The sequence below is a fragment of the Dactylosporangium aurantiacum genome (assembly GCF_000716715.1).
Lineage (GTDB): Bacteria > Actinomycetota > Actinomycetes > Mycobacteriales > Micromonosporaceae > Dactylosporangium > Dactylosporangium aurantiacum.
On record NZ_JNYJ01000020.1, the window covers coordinates 191,351 to 205,752 of the forward strand.

Below are 14,402 nucleotides of genomic sequence, written 5' to 3' on the forward strand. Positions count from 1 at the left end.
CCTCAACGCGTCAGGCGGGGCACGAAGCGCGGGACCCGCCGCAGATAGTGCTCGTACGGCTCGCCGAGCTGCGCCCGCAGGTCGTGCTCCTCCAGCCGGACCCCCACCATGATGTAGCCGGTGCCGGCCACGGCGAAGACCAGCCTGCCGACGCTGAGGTCCGGCGCGGCCCAGAACGCGATCAGGAAGCCGACCATCAGCGGGTGGCGGACCAGCCGGTACAGCAGCGGCTCACGGAAACCGGGCTCCGTGTAGCGGCGGTCGCGCGCCCGGTCCAGCACCTGCCGGAGGCCGAAGAGGTCGAAGTGCCCGACGGCGAACGTACTGACCACGAGCACGACCCAGCCCAACGCGTAAGCGGCCCACAGCACCCCACGCGCCCACGCCGGCCCGACCGACCACAGGGTCCCGGGCAGCGGCTGCCACTGCCACAGCAGCAGCGCGACCGTGGCGGTGGCGGCCAGCACGTACGTGCTGCGCTCGACGGCCGGCGGCACGAACCGGGTCCACCACCGCTTGAACCACGGCCGCGCCATGACGCTGTGCTGCACCGCGAAGAGCGTCAGCAGCGCCGCGTCGACGAGCAGCGCCCGCCACGCCGGGCCGGTCGCGCCGTCGTCGATGCCCTTCGGCACGCCGACGCCGGCGAGGAACCCGATCGTGTAGAGCAGGGTCGCGACGAAGGCCAGATAGGCCACCGCGCCGTACCCGAGGGCGAACGCCTTGCGCACCATGCCACACCTCCCTCTCGTTCGGTCGACCGACCGACTGCCCGGACGCTAACATTCGGTCGACCGACCGACAAGCACCTATCAGGCAGCCGACAGAGGGGGACGACGGTGACCACCGCCGCGCGCATCATCGAGGCCGCCCGGGCGTGCCTGCTCGCCGACGGCTACGCCGCCCTGTCCACCCGCCGGGTCGCGGAGCAGGCCGGGGTGCCGCTGAGCCAGATCCACTACCACTTCGGCGGCAAGCAGGGCGTCATCCTCGCGCTGCTCGACCACGAGAACCGGCAGCTCGTCGAGCGCCAGGTCCGCATGTACGGCGCGGACACCCCGCTCTGGAAGCGCTACGAGCAGGCGTGCGACTTCCTCGACGACGACCTCGCGTCGGGCTACGTGCGGGTGCTGCAGGAGATGATCGCGGCCGGCTGGTCCGACCCGCAGGTCGCCGCGCGGGTGACCACGATGCTCGAGGCGTGGTTCGTGGTGCTGGTCCAGGTCGCCGAGGAGGCGGAGGAGCGGTTCGGCTCCCTCGGCCCGATGCGCCCCGCCGACGTCGCCGGCCTCATCGGGCTGTCCTTCCTCGGCGGCGAGGCCGTCGTCCTGCTCGGCGGCGACGCGTGGGTCCCCCGGGTGCGCGGCTGGCTGCGCAGCGTCGGCGACCTGATCCGCCAGTTCGAGGAGCGGTGACGCCGCGCGGAGCTGTCCGCGAGCCGTCACGTGATCCGCGCGACCGTGTCGCCATCCTGACGGAGCGCGACGAAGGGGTGCCACGACCGTCGATGCTGTCGCCGTGCCGTTCTCCCGCCTTTCCCGCGCCATGGGCGCGCTGCTGATCATCGCCGCGATCACCACGACCGGTGCCACCCCCGCCGGTGCCGAGCCGGTCCGCGGGCCGAAGTGCCCAGAGAACCGGGCACAGCTCGCGGGCCAGCACATCACCTCGCTCGACGGCCTGCCCGACCTCACCTGCGCCGACCTGCACGACGCGGTGCTGGACGGACTCGACCTCGGGCAGGAGGACCTGTCCGGCGTCGACGCGCACGGCGCCTCGTTCCGCGATGCGGACCTCGTGCAGGCCACCCTCACCGGCGCGAACCTGCGCGGCGCCCACTTCGACGGCGCCGACCTCAGCCAGGCCGACCTCGACGCCGTCGACGCCCGCGACGCGACGTTCACCGAGGCCGACCTCAGCCAGGCCGAGCTGACCGGCGCGGACCTGCGCGGCGCCGACTTCACCAGCGCGTCGCTCACCCAGGCCGACCTGGTGCGGGCCGACCTGCGCGGCGCCCGGACCGTCTTCGCCGAGGCCATCCAGGCCGACACCGACGGCGCCAAGGTCGACGTCCTCGACCCGCGCACCTTCCAGGCCAGCCTGATCGCCATCCTCGTCGGCCTGGCCCTGCTGGTGAAGTCCCTCATCGACGTCGTGCGCGGCAACACGCCCGGCGACCGGGCCATCAACCGCGGCCTGTCCCGCCTGGCGATCTACGCGGTGGTCAACGTGATGCTCTGGGTCTTCGCCGGCATGCTGCTGCCCCTGATGTACATCGTCGTGCTCTACCCGCTGCTCGTCGGCGCGCTGCTGGTGTACCTGTCCGGCGCCGTGCGCGGCTACCGCCCGGCCCGCTTCGGCCGGCCGGACCAGGACCCGTTCCCGGTCGGCCTCACCATCCGCGGCTGACCGCCGCGGGCCGGCGGCGCGGGCCCGGCGCAGAATACGGACATGGACGCCTTCGCCGGGTACCTCGCGTCGCTGGTGGGCTCGTGGGAGGCGCTCGCCACGCCGCACCCCGACGCGTCGGTGGTGCGGGGTGCGGGGTTCGTCGCCGCCCGGTTCCCGAGCCATCCGGTGCTGTGCAACGCGGTCCTGCTGGATCCGGCCGCGTTGCCCGCGCTCGCCGGCCTGTACACCGGCATCCCCGGATACGCGGTGTGGTCCGCGGACGGCGCCACGGCCGCCGTCCTCGCCGCCGCCGGGATGCGGCGCGACGAGACGACCGTGCCGATGCGGTGCGACCTGCGGGACCTGCCGCCCGGCGCGGATCCCGCGGACGGGTCCCCCGGCGTCGTGGCGGACGCCGACCCGGGCGTGGTCGCCGCGATCACCGGCACCGACGAGACGCTGGTGCGGGGCGTGCCGGGGCTGCGGGCCTACGCGTCCGCCGGGCACGAGTCGTGCCTGGTGCTGATCCCGGTGGGCAGCGACGTCAACGTGTCGTTCGTGGCGACCCTGCCGCGGGCCCGGCGGCGAGGGCTGGCCCGGTCGGTGCTGCGCCGGGCGCTGCACGACGCCCGCGACGGCGGGTTCGCCACGGCGAGCCTGCAGGCCACCCCGATGGCCGAGCGGCTGTACGCGGCCGAGGGGTTCGCCGCGGTCGGCGCCTGGCAGGAGTGGCTGCCGCGGTCATGACCAGGCGAGCGCGGCGCGGCGCTGCCAGTACACCTCGGCGGGCTCGGCATCCGGGAGCGGCTCCTCGCCGCGCGCGTCCAGCGCCCGCAGGTTGGCGGCGAGCTGAGCCGTGGTCGCGGCGCCGGACAGCACGACGCTCACCCACGGCCGGCGCAGCGCCGCGGCGATGACGGCCGCGTCCCGGTCGGCGAGGCGGCCGTTGGCCAGGGACTCCTTGACGATGACGGCGCGGCCGTCGGCGTGCGCCTCGGCGAGGGCCGGCCCGGCCGACGGCTCGAGCGGGTTCCAGGTCGCCTGCACCGTGCGGAACAGCGGCGTGCCGCCGACCTCGACGCGCAGCGCGGCGCGGATGGCCTCGGCCTGCCGCGGCCCGCTGGTGGACAGCCCGACGGTGACGCCACGGCCGGCCAGCTCCGCGAGCCGCCGGTGCAGGGCCCGGTCGGTCAGTGCGGTGCTCTGCGGTGTCACGGAGTGGATCTGGTACAGGTCGAGCCGGTCACCGAGCAGGTCGAGCGTCTCGGCGAGCTGCCGGTCGAACGTCGCCACGCCGTGGTCCTTGGCCTCGTGCACCGGCGCGTCGACCCGCCACCCGGCCGTGTACGTGTACCCCCACTTGGAGCCGACGACGACGTCGCGCCGCTGCCCGAGCCAGCCGGCGAGGAACTCCTCCGCCAGCCCGTAGGAGCGGGCCACGTCGACGTAGCGCACCCCGGCGGCGTAGGCGGCGTCGAGCAGCTCGTGGCTGCGCGCCCGCAGCGCGTCGACCGACCGGTCCGCGGGCAGGTCACGGTCGCGCCCCAGGGTGATGTACCCCGGCCGCCCGACGGCCGCGAGCCCGAGCCCGACGCGCCGCACGGGCACGCCGAGGTCCAGCCGGTCGAAGCCCATACCCGCGATCCTAGGCGCGGCGGCGACGGCGGATCACGGTGTACGCGGCGACGGCGACCGCGGTCAGGGCAACCGCGGCGACCGCGAGCACGGTCGGCCAGATCGAGTAGCCGGTGCCGGTGCGCAGCGCGGCCGGGGCCGCGGCGGGCGCCGAGGAGGGCGGGGCCGGCCGGTGCAGCTCGGCCGCCTCCTCGGGGGTGACGAGGTGGCCGACGGACGTGCCGGCCGGCAGCGCGAACCCCCAGTCGAGCAGCATCGTGCCCTGCTTCCAGGCGCGGGCGGGCACGATCTCGGCGCCCATGATGGTGACGACGAGCCGGCGGCCGCCGCGCTGGGCGGCGCCGACGTAGGTGTGCCGGGCCTCGTCGGTGAACCCGGTCTTGCCGCCCATGGCGCCGTCGTAGCTGGTCAGCAGCTTGTTCTCGTTCTGGATCTGGAAACCCTTGGGGTCCTTCGGCGGCTGCGCCGGCCACTGGAAGACCAGGGTGGTGTCGTACTTGACGAAGTCGGGCCGGGCGAAGTCGGCGCGGGCGATCAGGGCCAGGTCGTAGGCGCTGGTGAGCTGGTCGGGGGCGTCCAGGCCGGACGGGGTGACGGCGTGGGTGTCGTCGGCGCCGAGGCGGCGCGCCTCGGCGTTCATCGCGGCGACCGTCGCGGCGACCCCGCCGTCGCCGCCGGCCACCCGGGCCAGGGCGTTGGCGGTGTCGTTGCCGGACTGCAGCAGCAGCCCGAGCCACAGCGTGGAGACCGGGTACTTCCCGCCGATGATCATGCCGACGGCGGAGCTGTCCTTGGGCAGGTCGAGGTCCTCGGCGGTGGCCTCCACGACCAGCGCCGGGTCGAGCTTCGGCAGGGCGGTCGCGGCGAGCAGCAGCTTCTGCACGCTGGCCGGCCGGCGGCGCAGGTGCGGCGCGCAGGCGCCGAGGACCTCGCCGCTGTCGAGGTCGGCGACCACCCAGGACATCGCCGACAGGGTGGGCGGCGCCGCGGTGCCGCCCGCCACGGCCAGGCCGGTCGTGCCGAGCTGCCCGCCGCCGACCACGGGTGCGGCGGGGTCCCGCACGGGAGACGGCGGGGTCGGCGGGATGGTGGGGATCGTGGCGTACGGGCACGGCACCGCCGCACCGCCGGACGTGGTCACGGCAGGACCGCTGGACGTGGTCACGGCAGGACCGCTGGACGTGGTCACGGCAGGACCGCCGGACGGACCCGCGCCGGACGGGCTGACCGACGGGCTGACGACCGGTGCCGGCAACGCCAGCAGTCCCGCGCTCAGCACCGCCGCCACCAGTCCCGTCGCTCCCATGGCTGGGGAGCGTAACCGCCACGGGCTTGCACGGCACGGCGGGCCCGGCCGTGCCGCCTCCCGGCGCCGCCTCTCCGGTGTTGCTCAGCGGCCGGTGTCCACGTCCGCGGCGGCGAGGCGGGCGGCGTGCTCGGCGAGGACGTCGACGGCGGTGGCGACGGCGGGGCGGGCGGCGGCACTGTCGCGCCACAGCGCGAACACCCGGCGGGTGGGCTGCGGGTCGATCGGCACCATGCGCACCGACGGCGGCACCGGGTCCCGGCCGAGGCGCGGGATCACGGCCGCGCCGAGCCCGGCGGCGACGAGCGCCAGCTGGGTCGAGTGCTCCGACGCGGTGTGCCGGATGCGGGCCTGCGCGCCGTGCCGGCGCAGGGTGGCGAAGAGCCAGTCGTGGCAGATCTGCCCCGCGCTCCAGCCGATCCAGTCCTCGCCGGCGAGGTCGGTGACGGCGACCGCGGTCCGGCCCGCGAGGGGGTGCCCGGCCGGCAGCGCCACGTCGAACGGGTCGTCCAGCAGGTGCCGCCGGGACAGGCCCTCGGGGACGGCGAGCACGTCGTCGGCCCAGTCCTGCACGACCGCGACGTCGAGGTGGCCGCGGCGCAGGGCGGCGACCGCCGCGTCGGGCTCCTGCTCGCTCAGCGCGACGTCCAGGTCGGGCCAGCCGGCGCGCAGCCGCGCCAGGACCCCGGGCAGCAGCCCACGGGCGGCGGTCGCGAACGCGGCGACCGCCAGGGGGCCGGCGACGACGCCGCGGTGCCCGGCGAGGCCGGCCTCGACCCGTTCGACGAGCGTGAGCACCTCGGCCGCGCTGCGGGCGAGCACGGCGCCGGCCTCGGTGACGCGCACGCCGCGCCCCTGCCGCTCCACGAGGTGCTGGCCGACCTCCCGCTCGAGCCGGGCGATCTGCTGCGACACCGCGGAGGTGGTGACGTGCAGCGCCGCGGCGGCGCCGCCGACGGACCCGGTGGTCCACACGGTGTGCAGGACGCGCAGCCGCTCCAGGTTCAACACCGTAGCGATGCTACGCGATCGGGTCCATAACCTGTCACTTGTCCTAATCATTGCCGGGTCGCAGGGTGGATCGCATGCAGACCACCTTCACCATCGGCGGCGACCTGCCGGTGCACCGGCTCGGGTTCGGCGCCATGCGGCTCACCGGCCGCCCCGCGTCCCTGGAGCGCGCCGCCGCGACGGCCGTCGCCCGCCGCGCCGTCGAGCTGGGCGTCACCCTGATCGACACCGCCGACGCGTACGACTTCGGCGCCAACGAGGAGCTCGTCGCCGAGGCGCTGCACCCGTACCGCGACGGCGTCGTCATCGCCACCAAGGGCGGCCAGGTCAACCTCGGCCGCGAGTGGATCCCGCTGGGCCGCCCCGAGTACCTGCGCCAGCAGGCCGAGCTGAGCCTGCGGCGGCTCAAGGTCGAGCGCATCGACCTGTACCAGCTGCACCGCGTCGACCCCACCGTGCCGCTCGCCGAACAGGCGGGTGCGCTGCGGCGGCTGCGCGACGAGGGCAAGGTCCGGCACGTCGGGCTGTCCGAGGTGACCGTCGAGCAGCTCGTCGAGGCGGCGCGGATCGTGCCGGTCGCCGCCGTGCAGAACCGGTACAACCTCACCGACCGCCGGTCCGAGGCGGTCCTTTCGTACTGCGAGCGGCACGGCATCGCGTTCCTGCCGTGGCTGCCGGTCGCGCCGCTGACCACCGGCGGCGGCGACGCGGTGGCCCGGGTCGCCGCGCGGGTCGGCGCCACCCGCACCCAGGTCGCCCTCGCCTGGCTGCTGCACCGCTCCCCCGTCGTCGTGCCGATCCCCGGTACGTCCCGCGTCGGGCACCTGGAGGAGAACGTCGCGGCCGCGGCCGTCCGGCTCGACGCCACGGCCCTCGCCGAGCTGGACGCGGTGGGCCGCGCCACGGCGACGTCGCGTGAGGCGCGGGGGGTGCCGGGCCGCCGGTAGCATGACCGCCGTGATCAACAGCGCGGCCGGGGTCCGGGTCGGGATCGGCGTGTTCGTGTGCCGCGGCGGCAGGTTCCTCATGGGGCGCCGCCGCGGCGCGCACGGCGCCGGCACGTGGTCGGTGCCCGGCGGGCACCTCGAGTTCGGCGAGTCGTTCGAGGACACCGCGGTCCGCGAGGTCGCCGAGGAGACCGGCGTCCAGATCGGCAACGTCCGCTTCGGCGCCGTCACCAACGACGTCTTCCCCGGCGAGGGCCGGCACTACGTCACCGTCTGGATGCTCAGCGACCACGTCGCCGGCGAGCCGGCGATCCTGGAGCCCGACAAGTGCACCGACCTCGCCTGGCACGACTTCGACGACCTGCCGGAGCCGCTGTTCCTGCCGTGGCGCCAGCTGGTGCGCTCGCCGCACTTCGACGCCATCCGCCGGGAGCTCAGCGCCGCACGGTGACCGCCACCGGGCCGACCCGCAGGACCCCGTCGTCCAGCGGCTCGCACCGCACGCCGCCCTTGCCGCGCAGCGCCTTCCACGTGCCGGGCCCGACCATGACGTCCATCCACGCGCACGGGTGCGCCGCCCGCCGGACCAGCAGCCGGACCGGGCCGTCGCCGGAGTCCAGCGTCAGGACCGCGCCGACGAGGTCGTCGACGGCGAGCCCGGCCACCATGATGTTGCGCCGGACCTCGACCAGCCCGGCCCCCGGGGGCAGCGACTCGCGCGCGATGACGGTCACGCTCGCCTGCCGGTGCGCCTCCTTGCCGAAGTACCGGTCGCCGACGACACCCAGCCCGGCCCGGATCCGGATCTCGTCGACCAGCTCACCCGGCGGCGCCGGCAGCGGGCCGTCGGCGGGGCGGCCGACGTACCGGTGCGACGGCGAGGCCAGCAGCTGCACGATCTCCGGCATGCCCAGCAGTCTGCGGCAGCCCGCCCGGGGCGACGGCGCCGGGGCCGCACGGACGCGGACCGTAGAATGCCGGGCGTGACGACGGCGGCCCGCACGGCGGCAGCGAGCCTGCCCAACACGCCCGGTGTGTACCGGTTCCGCGACGAACGCGACCGGGTCCTCTACATCGGCCGCGCCACCGAGCTGCGGCACCGGGTCGGCTCCTACTGGACCAGCCTGCGCGGCCGGCGCCACCTGTCCCGGATGGTCGCGCAGATCGTGCGGGTCGAGGCGGTCGCCTGCGACTCCGTCCACGAGGCGGCGTGGCTGGAGCGCAACCTGCTGGAGCGTTCGAAGCCGCGCTGGAACCGCGTCCGCGGCGGCCTCGAGGTCCCCATCTACCTGCGCGTCGACCGGCGGGGCGCGCCCCGGCTCGTGGTCGACCACGGCCCGTTCGGCGCCGACCGCGGCCCCGACGTGTTCGGCCCGTACCTCGGCGGGACGAAGGCGCGGCTGGCCGTGGCCGGGCTGGGCCGGGTGCTGCCGCTCGGGTACACCGACGAGCGCCTCACCGGCGCCGCGCGGGACATGGCCCGCATCCGCGGCGTCGACGCGGCCGACCGCGAGACCTTGCTGGCCGCCACGGTCGCCGTGCTGCAGCGCCGCCCGGACGCCGTGGACGCGGTGCACCGCCTGCTCGTCGAGCAGCGCGACCGGGCGGCGGCGGGGCTCGCCTTCGAGCTCGCCGAGCGGATCCAGCAGGAGCTCGAGGCGATCGACTGGCTCGTCGCGGAGCAGAAGGCGACCGTGCCCACCGATCCCGACAGCGACGTGTACGGCTGGGCCGACGGCCTCCTCGTCCGCTTCGAGGTGCGGGGCGGGCGCCTGGCCACCTGGACGCAGCGGGCCTGCCGGGAGGCCGACGCGCGGCGGCACCTGGACCGCACCCCGGAGCACTGGCGGCCGTTCGCGGCACGCAGCGCCGAGCTGTCGAGCCGGCTCTCCGCCGCCCACCACATCGCCGCCTGAGCTCGAAGGACGGGGTTCACCATGGATGACCGGGCCCAACGGGTGCTCGCCGGGCTGCGCGACTTCTACGCCGCACCGCTGGTGGGCGCGGCCGGCACCCCCGACGACGGCGCCGGGGCCGCGCTGCGCCTCTTCCACGACGTCGCCACCCGCGTCCCCGCCTACCGCTCGTTCCTGGACGCGCACGGCGTCGACCCGGCGGCGGTCGTCTCGGCGGACGACTTCGCGCGGGTACCGCTGCTGACGAAGGCCGAGTACCACCGCCGGTACCCGCTGCCCCAGCTGTGCCGCGACGGGCGGCTCGACGCCGCCGAGACGGTCGCCGTGTCGTCGGGGTCGTCCGGGGAGCCGACCGTGTGGCCGCGCTCGGTGCTGGACGAGCTGGTCGTCGCCCGCCGGTTCGAGCAGGCGCTGGCCGGCAGCTTCCGCGCCGACCGGCGGCGGACCCTGGTCGTGGTCTGCTTCGCGCTGGGCTCCTGGGTCGGCGGCATGTACACCGCCGCCGCCTGCCGGCACCTGGCCGCGAAGGGGTACCCCATCACGGTCGCCACGCCCGGCAACAACCTCGACGAGATCCTGCGGGTCGTGCGGGAGCTCGGGCCGCACTTCGAGCAGGTGGTCCTGGCCGGCTACCCGCCGTTCGTGAAGAACGTCGTCGACGCCGGCCGCCAGCGCGGCGTGGACTGGCCCGCGTACCGCATCCGGCTGCTGCTCGCCGGCGAGGTGTTCAGCGAGGAGTGGCGCACGCTCGTCGGCTCCCGGGCCGGCATGACCGACCCCCTCGCCGACTCCGTCTCGCTGTACGGCACCGCCGACGCCGGCGTCCTGGGCACCGAGACGCCGCTGAGCGTCGCGATCCGGCGCTTCCTCGCCGGTCGCCCCGACGCCGCCCGCGACCTGTTCGGCGACCCGCGGCTGCCGACGCTCGTGCAGTACGACCCGACCACCCGCTACTTCGAGACCCACCACGACGGGACGCTGCTGTTCACCGGCGACGGCGGGATCCCGCTGGTCCGCTACCACATCGCCGACGAGGGCGGCCTGCTGCCGTTCGACGCGATGCTCTCGTTCTGCCGCGGGCTGGGCTTCGACCCGGCGGCCGGCCTGGACGCCGCCGCCGCGCCACGGCTACCGTTCGTCTGGGTCTTCGGCCGGTCGCTGTTCACCGTCTCGTACTTCGGCGCCAACATCTACCCGGAGAACGTCACGGTGGCGCTGGAACGCCCCGGCATCAGCGACTGGGTGACCGGCAAGTTCGTGCTGCAGGTCGTCTCCGGCGACGACGAGGAGCGCCACCTGTCGGTGGTGGCCGAGCTGGCCCCCGGCGCCACCTCCGCGGACCCTGACCGGGCCGGGCTGCTGGCCGGGGCGATCCGGGAGGAGCTGCTCCGGCTCAACAGCGAGTTCGCCAACTACGTGCCGCCCGCGTACCAGACCCCACGGGTCGAGCTGCGCCCCACCGGCGACCCGGAGTACTTCCCGCCGCAGGTGAAGCACCGCTACACCCGACCGGACCGCTGAGCGCGCCGCCGCCGGCCCGCCGCGCCGTCAGTCGACCGGCGTGGCCCACATCGTCCCAGCCGGCGGCGTCACCGCGACCGGCTCGGCCGGCATGATGATCCACAGGATCGGGTACACGAGGATCTGGCTGCCGGGAATCAGCAGCAGGATGAGGATGAACAGCAGCCTCGCCGGCCACGGGTCGATCCCGAAGCGCTGCCCGAGCCCGGCGCACACGCCGCCGAGCACCCGGCCCCGCGCCGGCCGGACCAGGCCCTGTTGTCGCATCGACTGGTGCACGGTCTCCATCGTTCTCGCTCCTTCACGCCACGTTCCTTCGTTGTGCTTCAAGCCTGCGCCTTCGCGACCCTCGCCGGCATCAGGGACCGGCCCCGGTCGACCCCTGAGAACGCAACCCTCACCTCCGTCGGCGACCGCCCTGCCCCGCGCACCCTCGTTCCCCCCGGGCACCGCCGGACGCCGGCCACGCCCGAGACCGACAACGCAGGACAGCGCGGCGCAAGTCCACGACAGGACAGCGCCGAGCCTTCACGGCGCGACGCGGCCAGAAGGATGACGCGCCAAGGCACGGCGCAGGCGAGCACGGCACAGGCGAGCACGGCACAGGCGATCGCGACGCAGGCGAGCACGGCACAGGCGACCGCGACGCAGGCGAGCACGGCACAGGCGAGCACGGCACAGGCGAGCACGGCACAGGCGAGCACGGCACAGGCGAGCACGGCACAGGCGAGCGCGACGCAGGCGAGCACGACGCAGTGGGTCAGGACGACGCGACACGAGACCGCAGCACAGCACGGCACGCACGACCCACGGCGAAGCAGGACGGTGCGACACGAGCGGCGGCGCGGCATGGCACGACGCGGCACAAGACGGCACAGCACAAGGCGAACCAGGCCGGCGCGGCACGAAACTGAGCGACACGAACGAGACGGCACCCCGCGACGACACGACACCCACGAGGCGGCGCGACGCAAGGCGGGGCAGACCAGCGCGGCGCGGACCAGCGCGACGCGGACCAGCGCGACGCGGACCAGCGCGACGCGGACCAGCGCGACGCGGACCAGCGCGACGCGGCGCGGGCAGACCAGCGCGGCGCGGGCAGACCAGCGCGGCGCGGGCAGACCAGCGCGGCGCGGGCAGACCAGCGCGGCGCGGGCAGACCAGCGCAGGATGCACGCCAGAGTCACAGCCGTCGCCCGCAGCGCGACCTGCCCGCCGGTGGCTCCACCGCCGGCGACGGCGCCCGGCACCACCGCCGGCGCGGCGCGGCCCGGGCTGTAGCGCCGCACCGGGCTCTGACGCCGCCCCGGGCTGTAGCGCCGCCCCGGGCCTGTGACGCCGCACCGTGCCTGCGGCGCCGCACCGGGCTGTGGCGCCGCCCCGGCGACGAAGGCTGAGGCAGGCCAGCAGCGCCATCTCCACGATCCCCTCGTTGAGATGGCGCGGAGTCGGGCGGGCGTCAGAGGCGGCGCAGCACGCTGACGACTCGGCCGAGGATGACCGCCTCGTCGCCGGGGATGACGTCGTACGACGGGTTGCGGGGCACCAGGTCGACGTGGCCGTCGCGGAGCCGGTAGACCTTCACGGTCGCCTCGCCGTCGATCATCGCGGCCACGATGTCGCCGGTCTCGGCCACGGGCTGGCGGCGGACCACGACGAAGTCGCCGTCGCAGATGGCGGCCTCGATCATCGAGTCGCCCTTGACGCGCAGGGCGAACAGGCTGCCGTGGCCGACGATGGAGGTGGGCAGGGTCAGCTCGTCGTCCGACTGCTCCTCGGCGAGGATCGGCTGGCCGGCGGCGATCGCACCGAGCACCGGCACGCTGACGCCCGGGTCCAGCTGGCCGCCCCCGATCACCCCACCGGAACCACGACCCCCGGCTCGCGCCGGCACCGGCACCGCGGGCCCCGCCGGCAGTCCAGCCCTTGCCCCACCGCCGAAGCGGTCCGCGGCGGGCACCACGACACCGTCGTCGTCCGGCGCGGGCGCGCCAGTGTCCGCGTCAACGGCCCGGGCGTCCATCGCCCTCGGCCAACGCCCGTCCCGGCGCAGCAACCCCAGCCGCTCCAGCGACTTGAGATGGTGCGACACCGACGACGTCGACACCAGGCCGACCGCGGCACCGATCTCGCGCACCGTGGGCGGGTAGCCGTGCTCCTCGACCCAGCCCCGGATCACCGACAGGACACGTTGCTGCCGCTCGCTGAGCATCCCCTCCGTCATTCGATCACCATACGCCATCCTTCGATCATCTGTACGAACATCACCCTACCGCCGCGGTGCGACAAAAAGACTCTGCACCGACCGGCCGATCGGCCCGTGCTGGTCGTGCAGGGCGGTGTCGGCCAGCCCGATCCCGGCGGCGTCGATCGACGTGGCCGAGCGCAGGCACACCCATTCCCCGAGAGGGTGACGCAGCAGGTGTACGGTCAGATCCGCGTTCACGAACAGGAACCTGTTCAGCTCCAGCTCGTTGCTGATGCCGTTGCCCGAGTCGGCGGCGACCAGCACCCGGCTGAGCGGGCTCGGCTCCTCACCGTCCACAAGGGACTCACGCATGCGCATCCAGGCGGTGGCCGGGCCGCGCTCCAGGAACGAGCCCTCGGAGAAGCGGAAGTCCATCGCGGTGTGGTAGCCGATGTCGTGCGTCGTCGGGTACAGCGGCTTCACGCTCGCCCCGTCGAGGTGGACGGCGACCGGTGGCGTGGCCGCCGGCACCAGGTCCTCGCCGGCCCGGATCAGCAGCGCCGAGCAGCTCATGAAGGGGTCGATCGACGCCTCCACGAGCGCGACGCTGCGGCCCTGCCGGACCACCCGCACGGCCACCTCGAGCACGGCGATCGGCACCGGGCGGGCGATCTCGTACGTCAGCCGCGCCACCCGCATGCCCGGCGGCGCCACCGACTCCACGGCCCGGCCCAGCAGCGCCGCCGGCGGCCCGGCGTGCTGCGCGGCCGGGTCCCACGGGCCGCGGGTGTGCTCGGTGGACTCGAACCGGCCGTCGCCGAGCGGTAGGTAGAACGCCATCGGGACATCGTAGGTCGACGGTGGCCGATAGCCTGGGCTGATGCCGCAGCCGAACCCGCTCGGGCGGACCGCGCCCGCGACCGACGGCGCACCGCTGGCCGCCCGCGGCAACGGGCAGGACTGGCTGGTGTCGTGGCACCCGCCCGGCGAGCGCCCGGCCGGCCGGGCCCATGGCGCCAACGGCGTCTGTCTCGCCGGCGCCGAGCTGGTGCTCATCAGCCACGACGGTGTCCACTTCGGACTGCCGGGCGGCCGGCCCGAGGGCGACGAGACCGACCTGGAGACCCTGTGCCGGGAGATGCGGGAGGAGGCGTGCGTCCGTGTCGCCGAGGCCCGGCTGCTCGGGCACGTGCGCTCCGAGTGCGTCGCCGGGCACGAGCTCGGCCTGGTGCTGGTGCGCTCGTTCTGGTGCGCCGAGGTCCTCGTCGGGGACTGGCGGCCGGCGCACGAGGTCGGCCACCGGCGGATCGTGCCGGCGGCCGCCGCCCGCGACGAGGTCCGGGAGTACTCGGACGGCTCCGCCCGCATCGTCGCCCGGGCCCTCACCGAGGCGGGCCTGACCTGAACAAACGGGCACCCGCCGAAACGGGCACCCACCGAAACGGGGCACCCACCGGGACGGGCACCGCCGAAGCGGGCGCCGATCG

The 14,402-nt window shown here is 75.2% G+C and carries 17 protein-coding genes; 8 read left to right on the plus strand and 9 right to left on the minus strand.

Annotation, left to right across the window (positions count from 1 at the left end):
* Nucleotides 1–2: 2 nt before the first annotated feature.
* A complete protein-coding gene (gene mddA, locus OP18_RS22610; protein ID WP_211273637.1) occupies nt 3–734 on the minus strand; it encodes a methanethiol S-methyltransferase in 732 nt (243 codons plus the stop codon).
* A 105-nt stretch (nt 735–839) separates the two neighbouring features.
* On the opposite strand from mddA, the gene OP18_RS22615 reads away from it, so the two are divergent.
* The 3 genes from OP18_RS22615 (at nt 840) to OP18_RS22625 (ending at nt 3,138) form a co-directional block, all read left to right on the plus strand.
* Nucleotides 840–1,415: a TetR/AcrR family transcriptional regulator gene (locus tag OP18_RS22615; protein ID WP_033360953.1), complete on the plus strand. Its 576-nt coding sequence runs from the start codon at nt 840–842 to the stop codon at nt 1,413–1,415.
* Nucleotides 1,416–1,518: 103 nt separating this feature from the next.
* Nucleotides 1,519–2,409, plus strand: a complete 891-nt coding sequence (locus OP18_RS52890; RefSeq protein WP_156089701.1) for a pentapeptide repeat-containing protein — start codon at nt 1,519–1,521, stop codon at nt 2,407–2,409.
* Nucleotides 2,410–2,451: 42 nt separating this feature from the next.
* Complete coding sequence (locus OP18_RS22625; protein ID WP_033360954.1) at nt 2,452–3,138, plus strand: GNAT family N-acetyltransferase; 687 nt, start codon at nt 2,452–2,454, stop codon at nt 3,136–3,138.
* Here the strand turns inward: OP18_RS22625 and OP18_RS22630 are convergent.
* The 3 genes from OP18_RS22630 to OP18_RS22640 all read right to left on the minus strand — a co-directional run bounded on the left by OP18_RS22630 (nt 3,133) and on the right by OP18_RS22640 (nt 6,343).
* Nucleotides 3,133–4,026 (minus strand): aldo/keto reductase, encoded by an 894-nt coding sequence (locus OP18_RS22630; RefSeq protein ID WP_033360955.1) that lies wholly within the window; start codon nt 4,024–4,026, stop codon nt 3,133–3,135. The two genes, OP18_RS22625 and OP18_RS22630, sit on opposite strands and share 6 nt — an antisense overlap.
* Before the next feature lie 10 nt (nt 4,027–4,036).
* Nucleotides 4,037–5,332, minus strand: a complete 1,296-nt coding sequence (locus OP18_RS22635) for a D-alanyl-D-alanine carboxypeptidase family protein (RefSeq protein ID WP_081971002.1) — start codon at nt 5,330–5,332, stop codon at nt 4,037–4,039.
* 84 nt (nt 5,333–5,416) lie between these two features.
* Complete coding sequence (locus tag OP18_RS22640) at nt 5,417–6,343, minus strand: LysR family transcriptional regulator (protein ID WP_033360956.1); 927 nt, start codon at nt 6,341–6,343, stop codon at nt 5,417–5,419.
* 74 nt (nt 6,344–6,417) lie between these two features.
* On the opposite strand from OP18_RS22640, the gene OP18_RS22645 reads away from it, so the two are divergent.
* Nucleotides 6,418–7,290: an aldo/keto reductase gene (locus tag OP18_RS22645; RefSeq protein ID WP_052387146.1), complete on the plus strand. Its 873-nt coding sequence runs from the start codon at nt 6,418–6,420 to the stop codon at nt 7,288–7,290.
* A 10-nt stretch (nt 7,291–7,300) separates the two neighbouring features.
* On the plus strand, nt 7,301–7,741 hold the full coding sequence (locus OP18_RS22650) for a nucleotide triphosphate diphosphatase NUDT15 (RefSeq protein WP_245635496.1): 441 nt from the start codon (nt 7,301–7,303) through the stop codon (nt 7,739–7,741).
* Here OP18_RS22650 and OP18_RS22655 read toward each other — a convergent pair.
* Entirely contained in the window at nt 7,725–8,198 is a 474-nt protein-coding gene (locus tag OP18_RS22655) for a hypothetical protein (protein WP_033360958.1), read from the minus strand. The genes OP18_RS22650 and OP18_RS22655 overlap by 17 nt on opposite strands.
* A gap of 75 nt (nt 8,199–8,273) precedes the next feature.
* On the opposite strand from OP18_RS22655, the gene OP18_RS22660 reads away from it, so the two are divergent.
* Together OP18_RS22660 and OP18_RS22665 are read left to right on the plus strand one after the other, a co-directional pair.
* The gene (locus OP18_RS22660) at nt 8,274–9,206 is read left to right on the plus strand and encodes a GIY-YIG nuclease family protein (RefSeq protein WP_162189824.1); all 933 of its coding nucleotides are present in this window, start codon (nt 8,274–8,276) and stop codon (nt 9,204–9,206) included.
* Between the two features lie 21 nt (nt 9,207–9,227).
* Nucleotides 9,228–10,727, plus strand: coding sequence for a phenylacetate--CoA ligase family protein (locus OP18_RS22665; RefSeq protein ID WP_033360960.1), 1,500 nt, complete (start codon nt 9,228–9,230; stop codon nt 10,725–10,727).
* Nucleotides 10,728–10,754: 27 nt separating this feature from the next.
* Here the strand turns inward: OP18_RS22665 and OP18_RS22670 are convergent, their stop codons facing one another.
* The 4 genes from OP18_RS22670 to OP18_RS22685 form a co-directional block, all read right to left on the minus strand.
* The gene (locus OP18_RS22670) at nt 10,755–11,015 is read right to left on the minus strand and encodes a PspC domain-containing protein (protein WP_033360961.1); all 261 of its coding nucleotides are present in this window, start codon (nt 11,013–11,015) and stop codon (nt 10,755–10,757) included.
* 240 nt (nt 11,016–11,255) lie between these two features.
* Nucleotides 11,256–12,143: a pentapeptide repeat-containing protein gene (locus OP18_RS60775; RefSeq protein ID WP_389251258.1), complete on the minus strand. Its 888-nt coding sequence runs from the start codon at nt 12,141–12,143 to the stop codon at nt 11,256–11,258.
* Between the two features lie 43 nt (nt 12,144–12,186).
* Nucleotides 12,187–12,951 carry a transcriptional repressor LexA gene (lexA, locus tag OP18_RS22680; RefSeq protein WP_211273638.1) on the minus strand — a complete coding sequence of 255 codons (765 nt, stop codon included), beginning with the start codon at nt 12,949–12,951 and terminating at the stop codon, nt 12,187–12,189.
* 45 nt (nt 12,952–12,996) lie between these two features.
* Nucleotides 12,997–13,755 carry a thioesterase family protein gene (locus tag OP18_RS22685; RefSeq protein ID WP_033360964.1) on the minus strand — a complete coding sequence of 253 codons (759 nt, stop codon included), beginning with the start codon at nt 13,753–13,755 and terminating at the stop codon, nt 12,997–12,999.
* A gap of 40 nt (nt 13,756–13,795) precedes the next feature.
* Here OP18_RS22685 and OP18_RS22690 point away from each other — a divergent pair, with 40 nt between their 5' ends.
* On the plus strand, nt 13,796–14,320 hold the full coding sequence (locus tag OP18_RS22690) for an NUDIX hydrolase (RefSeq protein ID WP_033360965.1): 525 nt from the start codon (nt 13,796–13,798) through the stop codon (nt 14,318–14,320).
* Nucleotides 14,321–14,402: the final 82 nt, after the last annotated feature.

Bases quoted from the DNA above. Each gene is read 5' to 3' on its own strand.
- mddA (WP_211273637.1), bottom strand. From the start codon at position 734: ATGGTGCGCAAGGCGTTCGCCCTCGGGTACGGCGCGGTGGCCTATCTG.
- OP18_RS22625 (WP_033360954.1), top strand. From the start codon at position 2,452: ATGGACGCCTTCGCCGGGTACCTCGCGTCGCTGGTGGGCTCGTGGGAG.
- OP18_RS22630 (WP_033360955.1), bottom strand. From the start codon at position 4,026: ATGGGCTTCGACCGGCTGGACCTCGGCGTGCCCGTGCGGCGCGTCGGG.
- OP18_RS22635 (WP_081971002.1), bottom strand. From the start codon at position 5,332: ATGGGAGCGACGGGACTGGTGGCGGCGGTGCTGAGCGCGGGACTGCTG.
- OP18_RS22645 (WP_052387146.1), top strand. From the start codon at position 6,418: ATGCAGACCACCTTCACCATCGGCGGCGACCTGCCGGTGCACCGGCTC.
- OP18_RS22655 (WP_033360958.1), bottom strand. From the start codon at position 8,198: ATGCCGGAGATCGTGCAGCTGCTGGCCTCGCCGTCGCACCGGTACGTC.
- OP18_RS22665 (WP_033360960.1), top strand. From the start codon at position 9,228: ATGGATGACCGGGCCCAACGGGTGCTCGCCGGGCTGCGCGACTTCTAC.
- OP18_RS22670 (WP_033360961.1), bottom strand. From the start codon at position 11,015: ATGGAGACCGTGCACCAGTCGATGCGACAACAGGGCCTGGTCCGGCCG.
- OP18_RS60775 (WP_389251258.1), bottom strand. From the start codon at position 12,143: ATGGCGCTGCTGGCCTGCCTCAGCCTTCGTCGCCGGGGCGGCGCCACA.
- lexA (WP_211273638.1), bottom strand. From the start codon at position 12,951: ATGACGGAGGGGATGCTCAGCGAGCGGCAGCAACGTGTCCTGTCGGTG.
- OP18_RS22685 (WP_033360964.1), bottom strand. From the start codon at position 13,755: ATGGCGTTCTACCTACCGCTCGGCGACGGCCGGTTCGAGTCCACCGAG.
- OP18_RS22690 (WP_033360965.1), top strand. From the start codon at position 13,796: ATGCCGCAGCCGAACCCGCTCGGGCGGACCGCGCCCGCGACCGACGGC.